The sequence below is a fragment of the Nocardia sichangensis genome, from assembly GCF_047200615.1.
In the GTDB taxonomy this organism is placed as follows: domain Bacteria; phylum Actinomycetota; class Actinomycetes; order Mycobacteriales; family Mycobacteriaceae; genus Nocardia; species Nocardia sichangensis.
Genome location: NZ_JBJZOK010000003.1, coordinates 13,216 through 27,182 on the forward strand (window position 1 = coordinate 13,216; position 13,967 = coordinate 27,182).

13 protein-coding genes are annotated in these 13,967 nt (G+C 68.5%); 9 read left to right on the forward strand and 4 right to left on the reverse strand.

Annotation, left to right across the window (positions count from 1 at the left end; genetic code table 11):
• Positions 1 to 4: 4 nt before the first annotated feature.
• From ACL03I_RS04805 to ACL03I_RS04840, 8 genes are all read left to right on the forward strand, one after another.
• On the forward strand, positions 5 to 1,219 hold the full coding sequence (locus ACL03I_RS04805) for an MCE family protein (RefSeq protein ID WP_412805211.1): 1,215 nt from the start codon (positions 5 to 7) through the stop codon (positions 1,217 to 1,219).
• Entirely contained in the window at positions 1,216 to 2,244 is a 1,029-nt protein-coding gene (locus tag ACL03I_RS04810) for an MCE family protein (RefSeq protein ID WP_355076905.1), read from the forward strand. Before ACL03I_RS04805 ends, ACL03I_RS04810 begins: the two co-directional genes overlap by 4 nt.
• Entirely contained in the window at positions 2,241 to 3,302 is a 1,062-nt protein-coding gene (locus tag ACL03I_RS04815; protein ID WP_355076906.1) for an MCE family protein, read from the forward strand. Before ACL03I_RS04810 ends, ACL03I_RS04815 begins: the two co-directional genes overlap by 4 nt.
• Positions 3,299 to 4,570, forward strand: coding sequence for an MCE family protein (locus tag ACL03I_RS04820; protein ID WP_412805212.1), 1,272 nt, complete (start codon positions 3,299 to 3,301; stop codon positions 4,568 to 4,570). Before ACL03I_RS04815 ends, ACL03I_RS04820 begins: the two co-directional genes overlap by 4 nt.
• On the forward strand, positions 4,567 to 5,820 hold the full coding sequence (locus ACL03I_RS04825) for an MCE family protein (protein ID WP_355076909.1): 1,254 nt from the start codon (positions 4,567 to 4,569) through the stop codon (positions 5,818 to 5,820). The genes ACL03I_RS04820 and ACL03I_RS04825 overlap by 4 nt, the downstream gene beginning before the upstream one ends.
• Positions 5,817 to 7,241: an MCE family protein gene (locus ACL03I_RS04830; RefSeq protein WP_412805213.1), complete on the forward strand. Its 1,425-nt coding sequence runs from the start codon at positions 5,817 to 5,819 to the stop codon at positions 7,239 to 7,241. The genes ACL03I_RS04825 and ACL03I_RS04830 overlap by 4 nt, the downstream gene beginning before the upstream one ends.
• On the forward strand, positions 7,238 to 8,029 hold the full coding sequence (locus tag ACL03I_RS04835) for a hypothetical protein (protein WP_355076911.1): 792 nt from the start codon (positions 7,238 to 7,240) through the stop codon (positions 8,027 to 8,029). The genes ACL03I_RS04830 and ACL03I_RS04835 overlap by 4 nt, the downstream gene beginning before the upstream one ends.
• A gap of 220 nt (positions 8,030 to 8,249) precedes the next feature.
• On the forward strand, positions 8,250 to 8,744 hold the full coding sequence (locus ACL03I_RS04840) for a h domain protein (protein WP_355076913.1): 495 nt from the start codon (positions 8,250 to 8,252) through the stop codon (positions 8,742 to 8,744).
• 19 nt (positions 8,745 to 8,763) lie between these two features.
• On the opposite strand, the gene ACL03I_RS04845 is transcribed toward ACL03I_RS04840, so the two are convergent.
• From ACL03I_RS04845 to ACL03I_RS04860, 4 genes are all read right to left on the reverse strand, one after another.
• On the reverse strand, positions 8,764 to 10,230 hold the full coding sequence (locus tag ACL03I_RS04845) for a sensor histidine kinase (RefSeq protein ID WP_355076915.1): 1,467 nt from the start codon (positions 10,228 to 10,230) through the stop codon (positions 8,764 to 8,766).
• Positions 10,227 to 10,958 (reverse strand): response regulator transcription factor, encoded by a 732-nt coding sequence (locus tag ACL03I_RS04850; RefSeq protein WP_067795068.1) that lies wholly within the window; start codon positions 10,956 to 10,958, stop codon positions 10,227 to 10,229. Before ACL03I_RS04850 ends, ACL03I_RS04845 begins: the two co-directional genes overlap by 4 nt.
• Before the next feature lie 70 nt (positions 10,959 to 11,028).
• Positions 11,029 to 12,570, reverse strand: a complete 1,542-nt coding sequence (locus tag ACL03I_RS04855) for an alpha,alpha-trehalose-phosphate synthase (UDP-forming) (RefSeq protein WP_364425229.1) — start codon at positions 12,568 to 12,570, stop codon at positions 11,029 to 11,031.
• 84 nt (positions 12,571 to 12,654) lie between these two features.
• A complete protein-coding gene (locus tag ACL03I_RS04860; protein ID WP_169334155.1) occupies positions 12,655 to 12,825 on the reverse strand; it encodes a hypothetical protein in 171 nt (56 codons plus the stop codon).
• A 188-nt stretch (positions 12,826 to 13,013) separates the two neighbouring features.
• Here ACL03I_RS04860 and ACL03I_RS04865 point away from each other — a divergent pair, with 188 nt between their 5' ends.
• A complete protein-coding gene (locus tag ACL03I_RS04865; RefSeq protein WP_355077054.1) occupies positions 13,014 to 13,832 on the forward strand; it encodes an alpha/beta fold hydrolase in 819 nt (272 codons plus the stop codon).
• The last annotated feature ends 135 nt before the right edge of the window (positions 13,833 to 13,967 follow it).

Below are 13,967 nucleotides of genomic sequence, written 5' to 3' on the forward strand. Positions count from 1 at the left end.
CGACATGGCGGAATCGAAGCAAACGGAAAACCGCCTGGTGCGGGCGCTGCGCGGCGGGCTCGGCCTGAAACTGGCCGGGGCGGCGATGGTGCTGGCGCTGGTCGCGATCGTGGCGGTCGCGCTGGTCATGTTCGTCGGCGGGTTCACGCCCACCGCCACTGTGACGGTGGACGCGCCGCGCAGCGGCCTGGTGCTGGACCCGGACGCCAAGGTGAAGGTGCGCGGTGTGGAGATCGGCCGGGTGGCCTCGGTCGACCACACCGACGAGGGCGCCAGGCTGAAGCTGGCCCTCGATCCGGAACTGCTGAAGCTGGTGCCGTCCAACGCGGACGTCGACATCAGGTCCACCACGGTGTTCGGTGCGAAGTACGTCAACTTCATCGTCCCGCAGCAGCCGGCGACCACTTCGCTGCAACCTGGCGCGGTCGTCACCGCGCAGCGGGTGACCGTCGAGTTCAACACGCTGTTCCAGCACCTGTCCGACGTGCTCGCCAAGATCGAGCCGGAGAAGCTGAACGCGACGTTGTCGGCGCTGGGCACCGCGCTGCAGGGCCGCGGGGAGAAACTGGGCGAACTGCTCGAGCAGAGCGACGCCTATCTGCGCGACATCAACCCGTATCTGCCGACGCTGCAACAGGATCTGGCGAAGACCGGCCAGGTCACCGACCTGTACGCGGACTCGGTGAACGACCTGCTGCGCACCGTGGACAACTTCACGGTCACCAGCAAGACCCTGACCCAGGAACAGGACAGCCTGGACAACGTGCTGGTGAATCTCACCGGCTTGGCCGACACCACCGGATCGGTTCTGCGCGACAACGAGAATCAGCTCGGCACGGCGCTGGATCTGCTGCGCCCGACCACCGGATTGCTCGACGAGTACGCGCCCGCGCTGTACTGCTTGATCGGCGGCCTGGGCAAGGCGCTGCCGATGGGTGAGGCGGTCTTCGGTGGCCTGCAGGAAGGCGTGGCGCTGAACACCGGCTTCATGTACGGCGCGAAGCCGTACACCTACCCGGAGGATCTGCCCAAGGTCAACGCGACCGGCGGCCCGCAGTGCGCGGGCATCCTGGACCGGGTGCCGGGCAGCCACTCGGACTATGTCGTCACCGACACCTCGGAGGGGCATGTGTACACACCGTCGACGACGCTGACTGTCAACCCGCCGAAGATCTTCCAGATCCTGTTCGCCGGACTACCGGGGGTGCCGCGCCCGTGAAGAACACCGCGACCACCGTCAAACTGGCCATCTTCACCCTGGTGATGACGCTGATCTTCGCAGGCCTGGCGGTCGTGTTCAGTCAGATGCGCTTCGCGCGGGAGAACGGCTACCACGCCGTGTTCACCAGTTCGTCCGGCATGCTGCCCGGTGCGAAGGTGCGCATCGCGGGCGTGCCGGTCGGCTCGGTCAAGTCGGTGAAGGTCGGCAAGGACTATCTCGCGCACGTCGAGTTCGATGTCGACCGCAAGTACCGGCTGCTCACCAGCACTCGTGCGGCGATCAAATACGAGAACCTGGTCGGCGACCGCTATCTCGAGCTGTCGGAGGGCCCCGGCTCCAACCGCGTCTTGCAGCCGGGCGGCACCATCGCCAAGGAACAGACCGCGCCCGCCCTCGATCTGGACATGTTGCTCGGCGGTTTCCGGCCGCTGCTGCGCGGACTCGACCCCGGCCAGGTGAACGACCTGACCAACGCGCTGCTGCAGATCTTCCAGGGCCAAGGCGGCACGCTGGTGTCGCTGCTCAACAGCGGCGGCTCGTTCGCCAAGACGCTCGCCGACCGGGACGCCCTGATCGGCAGCGTGATCAACAACCTCAACGCGGTCCTGCAGACCATCGATGAGCGCGGCGACCAGTTCGCCACCACGATCGCCGAATTACAACGCTTGATCAGCGGATTGGCCGCCGACAAGGACCAGATCGGCGACGCGATCCCGCGCATCGCCGGCGCCACCGGCGATCTGACCGATCTGCTCTCCCAAGCCCGCCCCGATCTGCGGGGCACCATCGAGCAGACCGGGCGCCTGGCCACGAATCTCGACGCCGGGTCGGACACGGTCCAGTGGGTGCTGGACCGGCTGCCGTCGACCTATCGCCAGCTGATCCGCATCGGCTCATACGGCTCCTTCCTCCAGCTCTACGTCTGCTCGACGAACTTCCTGGTGGACGGCCCGAACGGCCAGACGATGAAGATCAACATGCCCGGGGCGCAGACGACCGGAAGGTGTGCGGACAACCGATGAAAGAGCAGCGATCACCCGCCATCACCATCGGCATCGTCGGCCTCGTGCTCGCCGTGGCGGTGGCGCTGTCGGCCCTGCAATTCGACCGGCTGCCGTTCATCCGTTCCGGCGCGACGTTCACCGCCTACTTCGCCGACGCGGGCGGCCTGCTGCCCGGCGACCCGGTCCAGGTGGCGGGCGTTCGATCCGGTCGCGTGGAGGACGTCAGCCTGGACGGCGCGAAAGTGCTCGTCCGGTTCACTCTCGCGGAGTCGATCGTGCTCGGTGAGAAGACTTCGGCGGCGATCAAGACCAACACGGTGCTCGGCCGCAAGTCGCTGGAGCTGACGCCGTCGGGCACCGGCGCGCTGCGCGTCGACGACACCATCCCGCTCGAGCGCACCACATCGCCGTATTCGCTCAACGAGGCGCTGAGCGACCTGGCGGGCACGGTGCACGACCTGGACCTGGACCGGGTCGACCAAACCCTCGACGCGCTCTCGGCGACCTTCGCCGACACGCCCGCGCCGTTGCGCTCGGCGCTGGACGGCGTCACCGCGCTCTCCCGCAGCATCAACGCGCGCGATCAAGCGCTGACGGACTTGCTGAAGCGGGCGCAGAACGTGACGAAGATCCTCGCCGACCGGGGCAACCAGATCAGCGCGCTGCTGCTGGACGGCAACGAACTGCTCGGCGAGCTGGACCGGCGGCGCACCGCCCTCGGGCAGCTGATCGTCTACGTCAACGGACTCGCCCAGCAGCTCTCCGGCCTGGTCGCCGACAACGAGGCGCAGCTGAAACCCGCCCTGGACAAATTGAATTCGGTGCTGGCGCTGTTGCAACGCAACAAGCAGAATCTCGCGGACGCGCTGGACGGGCTCGGACCGTTCGCCGCGGCCCTGGGTGAGCAGGTCGGCAGCGGTCCCTACTTCCAGGCCTACGTGATCAACGCGGCGAGCAAGACGCTGCAACCGCTGGTGGACGCGCTGGTGTGGCCACAGCACCTGCCGAGTGATCTGCAGAGCTACCTCACGCCGTCCCCATCGATCGAACCCGCGATACAGGAGCCGCCGCGGTGAATATCGTACGGAAACTACCTCGCTGGGCGTTGGTGCTGGCCGGAGTGGTCGTCGCGGCGCTCGTGGTCGCCGTCGCGTGGAACGGCATAACCCGGATCGGGACCACCAAGGTCACCGCCTATTTCACCTCCACATCCGGCCTGTACGCGGGCGACGACGTGCGGGTGCTCGGCGTCAAGGTCGGCCGCATCGACGCGATAGAGCCCGGCGCGGATCGGGTGAAGGTGTCCATGACCCTGAATCGCGGAGTCGACGTCCCCGCCGACCCGAAAGCGGTGATCATCTCGCCTTCGCTGGTCTCGGCGCGTTTCATCCAGATCGCGCCCGCCTACGTCGGCGGTCCGAAATTGAAGGACAACGGCGTGATCCCGATCGAGCACACCGCGGTGCCGGTCGAATGGGACGACATCAAGGCCGAGCTGTCCAAGCTGGCCACCGCGCTCGGCCCGGTCGGCGACGACAAACAGGGGTCGTTCGGCCGCTTCGTCGACACCGCCGCGAACAACCTCGACGGCAACGGACAGCGGTTCCGCGACACCCTGCGGGAGCTGTCGGCCACCTTGAACACGCTGTCGGACGGCCGCACCGACCTGTTCGGCACCGTGCGCAACCTGCAGAAGTTCGTCGACGTGCTGTCGGCGAGCAACGAGCAGATCGTGCAGTTCGAAGGCAGGCTCGCGTCGGTGTCCTCGGTGCTGGCCGGGGTCTCCTCGGATCTCGGCGCGGGCCTGGACAACCTGGACGCGGCGATCGTCGACGTGCGCCGGTTCATCGCGGGCAGCGGAGCGGAACTCACCGAGGGCGTGCAGCGGCTGGCCGACGCCACCCAAGTGCTGGTCGACAAGCGACCGGAATTGGAACGCGTCCTGCACTCCGGCCCGACCGCGCTGGTGAACTTCTACCAGATCTACAAACCGGCCCAAGGCACCCTGACCGGCGCGATCGCGCTGAACAACCCGGCCGACCCGCTCGGCTTCCTGTGCGGCTCGGTCCGCGCGCTGGAGACCAACGACTCCGATCGCAGCGCCGACCTGTGCGCGCAATACCTCGCGCCCGTGATCAACAGCCTGAGCATGAACTACGTGCCGATCATGACGAACCCGGCCAGCGGCGTGACCGCGTTTCCCGACCAGCTGGTGTACTCCGATCCCAGCCTGGCCGGGCGGGTGGCGAGCCAGAATCCGGCGCAGCCGCAGCCCGCTCCGGTGAGCATCCCGGACGGCCTCGCCGGGCTGGCCATCCCGGGCCTGACAGGAGGAGGGCGATGATGCCGAGGCGGCGGATGCGCCGCACCGCCGCCGTCGCGGCGGGGCTGGCGGTGGCGCTCGGCGTCACGGGCTGTCAGTGGGACGGACTGAATTCGCTGCCCATGCCCGGCACCGAGGGGACCGCACCCGGCTCCTACGAGGTGCGCGTCCAGATGCCGAACGTCACCACGCTGACCAGGAATTCGCCGGTGCGGGTGCATGACGTCGCGGTCGGCACCGTCTCGAAGATCGAGGTGGAGGACTGGCACGCGCTGGTCACCGTCTCGCTGAACCCGGACGTGCACCTGCCCGCGAACGCCGTCGCCAAGATCGGGCAGACCAGTCTGCTCGGCTCCAACCATCTCGAGCTCTCCGAGCCGACCGATCAGCCCCCCGAAGGCCAGTTGAAGGCTGGCGATGTCATCCCGCTCGCGCGTGCCGGAACCTATCCGACCACCGAGCAGGTGCTGTCGTCGCTGTCGGTGGTGCTCAACGGCGGTGGCGTCGCGCAATTGGAAACCATCACCCACGAGCTGAATTCCGCGCTCACCGGGCGGGAGGACGCCATCAGGGACCTGCTGCCGCAGCTGAACGAGCTGACCACGAACCTGGACCGCCAGACCGGCGACATCATCGCCGCGATGAGCGGACTGGACCGGCTCGGCGGTCAGCTCGCCGAGCAGCGCGACGTGGTGGCGGAGGCGATCGAGCAGATCCATCCGGCGTTGACCGTGCTGGCCGATCGCCGCGCGAACATCACCAGGGCGATCACCGCGCTGGGCGAGCTGAGCGACGTCGTGCGGCGCATCGTCGCGGCGAGCGGCGACGACTTGAAGGCCAACCTGCACAGCCTCGTGCCGGTGCTGAAGTCGCTGTCGGACACCGGCAGCGATCTGACCGAGGCGCTGAAGATCCTGGCCACCTTCCCGTTCCCGATGAAGAACCTGGACCACGCGATCAAGGGTGACTACCTCAACCTGTTCATGACCGTGGACATCACCGGCAAGCGGCTGGATTCGAACTTCCTCACCGGAACGCCGCTGGGCGGACGGTTCGGCGGCGTGGAAGGCGCGCTCGGCAGCTTCGCGCCCGGCACGGCAGCGCAGAACGGCGACCCGGCCACGGGTCCGTTGCAGGCGCCGCCGCCCGCGGCGAGCCAGCCCGCCCCGACCATCCCGGGACTCCCGCCGATCCCCGGCATTCCCGCCATTCCCGGGTTGACCGTGCCCATGCCGGGCAACACCGCGCCGCAAGGGGGTCCGGGACAGTGACACTCACCCGGTTCGTCCGTACCCAGCTGATCATCTTCTCCGTGCTGACGGTGATCGGCCTGGTGGTCATGGGCGGCACCTACGTCAAACTGCCGGCGATGTTCGGCATCGGGCGCTACGAGGTCACCGTGCAGCTGGCCGCGACCGGTGGTCTCTACCCGACGGCCAACGTCGCCTATCGCGGCACGAACGTCGGTGTGGTGAAGGAGGTCCGGCTGACGCCGGTCGGCGTGGACGCGAAGCTGTCCATCGCCAGCGACTACAAGATTCCCTCGGATGTCGACGCGTGGGTGCGCAGCGTCTCCGCGGTCGGCGAGCAGTACGTGGACCTGGTGCCCGCGCAGAACCGCACGGGCGGAAACCTGCGCGACGGCAGCGTGATCCCGGTGGAGCGCACCAAGCTGCCGCAAGAGGTCGGCGCGCTGCTCGACCAGGCCGACCGGCTGCTGTCGAGCGTCGCGGACACCCGGCTGAAACAGGTCATCGACGAGGCGTTCCTCGCGTTCAACGGCGCGGGACCGGATCTGCAACGGTTCATCGATTCCGCGTCGTTGCTGGTGCAGGAAGCGCAGGCCAACGCGGAACCGACGAAACAGCTGCTCGACCGGATCGGGCCGCTGCTGGACACCCAGACCCGCTCGGACGCCGCGATCCGTTCCTGGACCGCCGATCTCGCGACGGTCACCGACCAGTTACGCGGTCACGACCCCGCGCTGCGTGGCATCCTGCGCGAGGGCCCGTCGTCGATGCAGCGGGTGACCAACCTGTTCGAGGACCTGCGCCCGACGCTGCCGCTGCTGCTGTCGAATCTGGTCAGCGTCGGTCAGGTCGCCGTCACGTATCACGCGGGGCTGGAGCAGATCCTGGTGGTGTATCCGCCGCTGGTCGCCGCGCTGCTGACCGCCGTCCGCGGTCCGCTGGAATACGGCGCGCTGGTCGACTTCATGGCGCTGGTCAACGACCCGCCCGCGTGCACGACCGGCTTCCTCCCGCCCGACCAGCGGCGCTCGCCGAGCGAGCTCGACACACCGGACACACCGCCGGGCCTGTACTGCAAGGTTCCACAGGACGCACCCGAAGCGGTGCGCGGCATCCGCAACACGCCGTGCGCCGAGGTGCCCGGTGTGCGCGCCCCGACGCCGGAACTGTGCCGCACGGGGTACGTTCCGATCGGTGACAACCCGCCGTTCGGGCCGCCGCGTCCGGTGGCGCCCGCCGCCGCGCCCGCGAGCGAGCCCCCGGTCGTCGCACCCGCGAGTTACGGTGGCGGCACACCAGCCGCCGCACGGTCGTACGACCCGGCCACCGGCGTGTACATCGGCACCGACGGGCGTACCTACCGACAGGGCGATATCGGACCGGGCGGTTCGGGCGCGGTACCGTCGAGCTGGCAGGCGATGCTCGAGGAGCAGCAACGATGAGTGAGAGCAACGGAGAAGGTCACCGCGCACGACGGCGTGCGGTGCGCTCGGCTGGGCCGCCGGTCGAGGAGAACGCGACCGGTGGCGTGCGGACCGTGGTCGCGAAGGACCCTGCCGCCGCGACCGAAACCGGCGTCGCGGACGGCGGTACGAGTTCGGTCGCGGCCGAGCCGGAAGTCTCGTCCGCTTCGGCGCCGGTCACGGACGACTCGAGCGTCGATGCGGCGAAGGTATCCGTGACGAAAACCGACGCCGAACCCGACTCCGAGGCAACACCGGCCGAGCCCGAAGGGAACAAACGGCGCGGAGTCCCGCGTGTCCTCGCCGCGGCCGCCGCGGCCTTGCTGGTCGTGGCGCTCGTGGCCGGTGCGGTCGTGTCGGTTGTCGCGACGCACGCGACCCACGAACGTGACCAGCGCCGAGCCGAATACGTGGAAACCGCCAGGCAGGCGATCGTCAACCTGACCACCATCCGCGCCGATACGGCCAAGCAGGACATCGACCGGATCCTCTCGCTGGCCTCGGGGGAGTTCAAGACCGAGTTCGACGGCCGGGTCGACCCGTTCACCAGCATCGTGCAGCAGGCCAAAGTGGTCTCCAGCGGCGAGATCGTCGAGGCCGCGCTGGAAAGCGACGACGATCGCTCCGGACGGGTGCTGGTCGCCGCCAAGCAGACGCTGACCAACGCCGGCCAGGCCGAGCCGCAGACCAGGTACTACCGGTTCCGGGTCACCGTGTCGCGCGGCGATTCGGGGCTGTCGGTGTCCAACGTGGAGTTCGTGGCATGAACGGTCAGGCCCGGAGGCGGCAGCGAAGCGTGACCACGCAGGGCCCCGTTCATGCCGGAGTCGGACACAGCATGAACGGTCAGGCCCGGAGGCGGCAGCGGAGCGTGACCACGGAGGGCCCCGTTCATGCCGGAGTCGGACACAGCATGAACGGTCAGGCCCGGAGGCGGCAGCGGAGCGTGACCACGCAGGGCCCCGTTCATGCCGGAGAGGACACAGCATGAGTATGAACGGCATTCGCGCCAAGATCCTGCTAGCGGTCCTCGGTGTGGTCGTCGCGGCGGCCGCGGTCGTCGGCGGCGTGAACGGCTACCGCTACTGGGATGACCGGCAGGCCGAGCAATCGCGCAAGGACGCGGTCGCGACGGCGGGCCGCACTCTCGAGGCCATGTTCACCTACAACCCGCAGACCGTGGACACCGAGCTGCGCAAATCCGCCGACAACCTCAGCGGTGACTTCCGCGCCGACTACCTGACGCTGATCGAGAAGCAGATCGCTCCCGGCGCCAAGGAGAAGCAGCTCACCGTCACTGCGACCACCCAGGCGGCCGGCGTCATCTCCGCCGACCGCTCGCACGCGCAGGTCCTGCTGTTCCTCAACCAGGTGATGACGAGCAAGGACACCCCGCAGGGCACCACCACGGGCAGCCGGGTACGCGTCTCTTTGACGAAGTCCGATTCGCACTGGTTGGTGTCGGCGGTGACGCCGGTCTGACGCCGGTCCGCTGGATTCGCTAGGCCGATTCCGATGACACTGTGCGCGGCAGCCGCACCGTGAACGTCGTCCCGGCCTCGGGCGTACTGCGCACGCCCACCTCGCCGCCGTGCGCCGTCACCAGCGCTTGCACGATGGACAAGCCGAGACCCGTGCCGCCGCTGCTGCGGGCGCGGGAGGTGTCGGCGCGGTAGAAGCGCTCGAAGACGCGCTCGGCGTCCTCCGCTGTCAGTCCTGGACCGGTATCCGCCACTTCGAGCAGCACATCGTCGGGGCCGGGGGTGAGCAATACCGTCACCTTCGCGTCGGGCGCGGTGTGGGTGAGGGCGTTGTTCAGCAGATTGCTCAGTACCTGGCGCAGCCTCGCCTCGTCCCCGATCACCTCGAGCGTCCCCTCGCCCGGTTCGATCCGCAGCTCGATGGTGCGGACGGGCCCGTCGGCGTGCCCGGCGGAGACCACGGCGCGCGCGTTGTGCACTCCGTCGCTGGCGACGGCGAGCAGGTCCACCGGGCCGAGTTCCAGCGGGCGCTGCGCGTCCAGCCGCGCGAGCATCAGCAGGTCTTCCACGAGCACGCCCATCCGCTGGGATTCGCGCTCGATGCGGTCCATGAACGCGGCGGGATCGTCGGTCGCGCCCTGCCGATACAGCTCCGCGAACCCGCGGATCGTCGTCAACGGGGTGCGCAACTCGTGACTGGCGTCGGCGATGAAACGGCGCATGCGGTCCTCGGACCGGCGGGCCGCCTCCTCGGACGCGGCGGTCGCGGTGAACGCGCGCTGGATCTGCGTCAGCATCCCGTTCAGCGATCTGGACAGCCGGTCGACCTCGGTGTTGGTGTCGCGCACCGGCACCCGGCGGTGCAGGTCGCCTTGGGCGATGGCCGCGGCGGTGCTCTCCACTCGGCGTAGCGGCCGCAAGCTGCGCCGCACCATGAAGTACGCGAGCACCGCCAGCACGGCCAGGACGACCGCCCCGACGATCAGCTCCAGCACCACGAGCCGGTGCACCGTGTCGGTGTTCTGCGTGAGCGGCAGCGCCACTGTCGTCGTGCCCTCCGGTGTGCGCAGCGTCAGCACCCGCCACCGGATCGCTCCTCCGTTCGCGGAGTCGACGGTGTACGGGCCCGTCGGCGGCGTGGCAGGCAGCACCGGCTCCGCGTCGACGGCGAACGCCGGGATGAGGAACGCGCGCCCGTCGGTGCGTATCGAACGCACCCAGAACTGGCTCGGGGCGTGGCGTGGGTCGGGTGGCAGCACCGGTGGCGGCGGCCCACGCCGGGACCATTCCATCGCGCCTCCGCGCAACTGCTGGTCGGTACGGGCGGTCAGCTGCTGTTCCAGGGCCGAAGTGACCACCATGCCGGAGACGAGCAAGCCGAGCCCCGCCGTGAGCACCAGCAGAACCATCAGCGTCACGCGCAGCGGAACGGCGGACAGCCAGCCGGAAACCTTCGCGCGCGCGCCGACGATCCGGCCCCGGCTCATGAACCGCTCTTGCGGTGGGGCGCGCGCATCACGTAGCCGACGCCGCGCAGCGTGTGGATCAGCCGGGTATCGCCGGTGTCGACCTTCTTGCGCAGGTAGGAGACGTAGGTTTCCACGACGCCGACCTCGCCGCCGAAGTCGTAGCGCCAGACGTGGTCGAGGATGCGCGGTTTGCTCAGCACGGTGCCCGCGTTGACCATGAAGTAGCGCAGCAGTGTGAACTCGGTGGGCGACAGCGCGACCGGCTCGCCCGCCTTCCACACCTCGTGGGTGTCGTCGTCGAGTTCGATGTCCTCGAAACGGAGGCGCGAGCTTTCCCGCTGCGGCGCGGCGTGCCCGGCGCGGCGCAGGATCACCCGCAGCCGGGCCACCACTTCCTCCAGGCTGAACGGCTTGGTGACGTAGTCGTCGGCACCGAGGGTGAGGCCGGTGATCTTGTCCTGCACGTCGTCGCGCGCGGTCAGGAACAGCACGGGCGCGTCGATGCCGTCGGCCCGCAACCTGCGCAGCAGGCCGAAGCCGTCCATGCCGGGCATCATCACGTCCACGATCAGCGCCTGCGGACGGAAGCTGCGCGCCTTGTCCAGCGCCTGCGCGCCGTCGGCCGCGGTGTCGACTTCGAAGCCCTGATAGCGCAGACTCACCGCGAGCAGTTCGACGATCATCGGCTCGTCGTCGACCACCAGCACCCTGGCCTCGGGTGTCTGCTGCACGGGGGCGCCACTCATGGCTTCATCGTCCGCTGTTCGCCTGCGAACTTCCTGGACCGAAGCTGGGTGATTCCTGTGAACGTCGGACTCAGCGGTCCTCGGGATAGACATCGTCGTCGGTCAGCAGCGCGCTGCCCGCGACCTGGTCCTGCGCCAGCGCGTCGAGGAAGGCCCGCGCCCAGCGATCAACATCGTGCGCCAGCACCTGCCTGCGCAGCGAACGCATCCGCCTGCGTTTGACGTCGCGCTCGTCCTCCAACGCCGCGACGATGGCGTCCTTCACGTCGTCCAGGTCGTGCGGATTGCACAGGTACGCCTGCCGCAGTTCCGACGCGGCGCCGGTGAACTCGCTCAGCACCAAGGCGCCGTTGAGCCCGCTGTGGCACGCGACGTACTCCTTGGCGACGAGGTTCATGCCGTCGCGCAGCGGCGTCACCAGCATCACGTCGGCGGCGACGAAGAACGCGACCAGCTCGTCGCGCGGGATCGGACGGTGCAGGTAGTGCACCACCGGGTAGCCGACCCGGGCGAACTCGCCGTTGATCCGGCCGACCTGGCGTTCGATGTCGCCGCGCATCTGGATGTAGCTCTCCACCCGCTCCCGACTGGGCGTGGCCAGCTGGATCATGACCGTGTCGGCGGGATCGATCCGGCCCTCGACGAGCAGCTCCTCGAGCGCGTTGAGGCGGATATCGATGCCCTTGGTGTAGTCCAGCCGGTCGACGCCGAGCAGGATGTTCTTCGGGTTGCCCAGCTCGGCCCGGATCTTGGCGGCGCGCTCGCGCACCGATCTGCGCCTGGAGTGCTCGTCCAGCTCGGCGGAGGCGATGGAGATCGGGAACGCGCCGACGCGCACCGTGCGGAAACCGACCTGGACGACGCCGAGCTTGGAGCGCACGCCGACCGACCCGCGCGAGGTCGGCTGACCGGCCAGCCTGCGCGCCAGATAGAGGAAGTTCTGCGCGCCGCCGGGCAGGTGGAAGCCGATGAGATCGGCGCCGAGCAGGCCCTCCACGATCTCCGTGCGCCACGGCATCTGCATGAACAGCTCGACCGGCGGGAACGGGATGTGCAGGAAGAACCCGATGGTGAGGTCGGGGCGCAGCATGCGCAGCATCTTGGGCACCAGCTGGAGCTGGTAGTCCTGTACCCACACCGTCGCGCCCTCGGCGGCGACCTTGGCGGTGGCCTCGGCGAAGCGCCGGTTCACGGTGACGTAGGCGCTCCACCACCTGCGGTCGTAGACCGGCCGCACGATGACGTCGTGGTACAGCGGCCACAGCGTGCCGTTGGAGAAGCCCTCGTAGTAGTCGGCCACCTCGTCGGCCGACAACGGGACCGGATGCAGTTCGAGGCCGTCCTCGATGATCGGATCCACGTCGACATTGGGGACGCCCGCCCAGCCGACCCACGCCCCCTTGTTGTTGCGCAAGACCGATTCCAGCGCGGTCACCAGACCGCCCGGGCTGCGTTTCCACCTGGTGCTGCCGTCGGGCAGTCGTTCGAGGTCGACCGGGAGCCGGTTGGCGACGACGACGAAACCGGAGCCAGCACCGGAGCCGGTGGTTTCCGCCGCGGCGTCAGCAGTCGAGGTGTCTCTGGCGTGCTCGGAGTCGTCGGACGGATTCATCTGGTCCACTCACGCATCCTTTGCGCGTTGCTGTATCCCGCTGGAGTTGTGTAGTCGACGTCGCCGTTGGCGTCGAGAACGAGATTATTCGCCTCGAGCGTTCGGTCCAATACCCAACATAGACAACAACATCCGGCATTCGTCCGCGTCCTCGGCGTAGGCCGCGACCACTCGCTGCGCCTGACGCGCCGTTTCGTCGGCGAGTGGTTCCAGATCGTCGTCCGCAATGTCGTTGGCGCTGCCCTTCGCGGCCATCGTCAAGTCCTCCCGGCTCGTGCGCTCTTACCCTGCGAAAAGTCAATGGTATGCGACGCTGGGAGGCGCGCCCGCCGGGGCGCTGGCGCAATGGCGGCGCGCGCCGCCAGGACACCCCGGTCGACGTGCCTTCCTCGCTGGTCCCTATACCGTGGGGAGCGCAGCACCAACTCCACGAAAGGGTCGACATGCCGCTGGCCACGGTGAACGGGATTTCCCTCAACTATCAGGTGAAGGGTGACCGCGCCAAGGGCTCCGCGCCGCTGGTGGTCATGATCATGGGCACCGGCAGTCCCGGCCGGGTGTGGGAGCTGCACCAGGTTCCGGCCCTGGTCGCGGCCGGTTACCGGGTGTGCACGTTCGACAACCGCGGGATCGCGCCGTCCTTCGAGGCCGCCTCCGGCATGACCATCGACGAGCTGGCCGCCGACACCGCCGCCCTGATCGAATTCCTGGACGAGGGCCCGGCGCTGGTGGTGGGCACCTCGATGGGGGCGCGTGTGGCGCAGGAGTTGGCACTGGCCCGCCCCGACCTGGTCCGCAAGGCCGTGTTCATGGCCGGGCACGGGCGGCTGGACCAGTTCCAGAAGACGCTCTCGCTCGGTGAACACGAACTCGACGCGGGCGGGGTGACACTGCCGCCGAAATACGAGGCGGCGATCACCGCGGTCATGAATCTCTCGCCTGCGACCATGGCCGAGCCGAACGCCGCGCGCGACTGGCTCGACCTGTTCGAGTTCACCGGCGGGCCGGTCTCGCCAGGCATTCGCGCCCAGCGCAGGATGGATCACGATTTCGACCGGGTGCAGGCCTACCGGGCGATCCGGGTGCCATGTCTTTCGGTCGGATTCGCCGACGACCGGATGATTCCGCCGTATCTGTCCAGGGAGATCGCCGAGGTCATTCCGGGTGCGCGGTACCAGGAGGTACCGGACGCCGGGCATTTCGGATATTTGGAGCGGCCGGAGGCGGTGAACAAGATTCTCCTGGACTTCTTTGCGTCCTGATTGCGAGTCGGCCGAGGTGCGGGCATAGGTAACCGCCCAGGCGTAACGTCTTGCTTGCTAGTGTCGAAACAACGCTCGGGTCTGTCGGCGCCAGAGGTTGGAAGCAACCCGGCACCGTGCGAACCAGGAGCGATC

Bases quoted from the DNA above. Each gene is read 5' to 3' on its own strand.
- ACL03I_RS04805 (WP_412805211.1), top strand. From the start codon at position 5: ATGGCGGAATCGAAGCAAACGGAAAACCGCCTGGTGCGGGCGCTGCGC.
- ACL03I_RS04815 (WP_355076906.1), top strand. From the start codon at position 2,241: ATGAAAGAGCAGCGATCACCCGCCATCACCATCGGCATCGTCGGCCTC.
- ACL03I_RS04825 (WP_355076909.1), top strand. From the start codon at position 4,567: ATGATGCCGAGGCGGCGGATGCGCCGCACCGCCGCCGTCGCGGCGGGG.
- ACL03I_RS04835 (WP_355076911.1), top strand. From the start codon at position 7,238: ATGAGTGAGAGCAACGGAGAAGGTCACCGCGCACGACGGCGTGCGGTG.
- ACL03I_RS04840 (WP_355076913.1), top strand. From the start codon at position 8,250: ATGAGTATGAACGGCATTCGCGCCAAGATCCTGCTAGCGGTCCTCGGT.
- ACL03I_RS04845 (WP_355076915.1), bottom strand. From the start codon at position 10,230: ATGAGCCGGGGCCGGATCGTCGGCGCGCGCGCGAAGGTTTCCGGCTGG.
- ACL03I_RS04850 (WP_067795068.1), bottom strand. From the start codon at position 10,958: ATGAGTGGCGCCCCCGTGCAGCAGACACCCGAGGCCAGGGTGCTGGTG.
- ACL03I_RS04855 (WP_364425229.1), bottom strand. From the start codon at position 12,570: ATGAATCCGTCCGACGACTCCGAGCACGCCAGAGACACCTCGACTGCT.
- ACL03I_RS04860 (WP_169334155.1), bottom strand. From the start codon at position 12,825: ATGGCCGCGAAGGGCAGCGCCAACGACATTGCGGACGACGATCTGGAA.
- ACL03I_RS04865 (WP_355077054.1), top strand. From the start codon at position 13,014: ATGCCGCTGGCCACGGTGAACGGGATTTCCCTCAACTATCAGGTGAAG.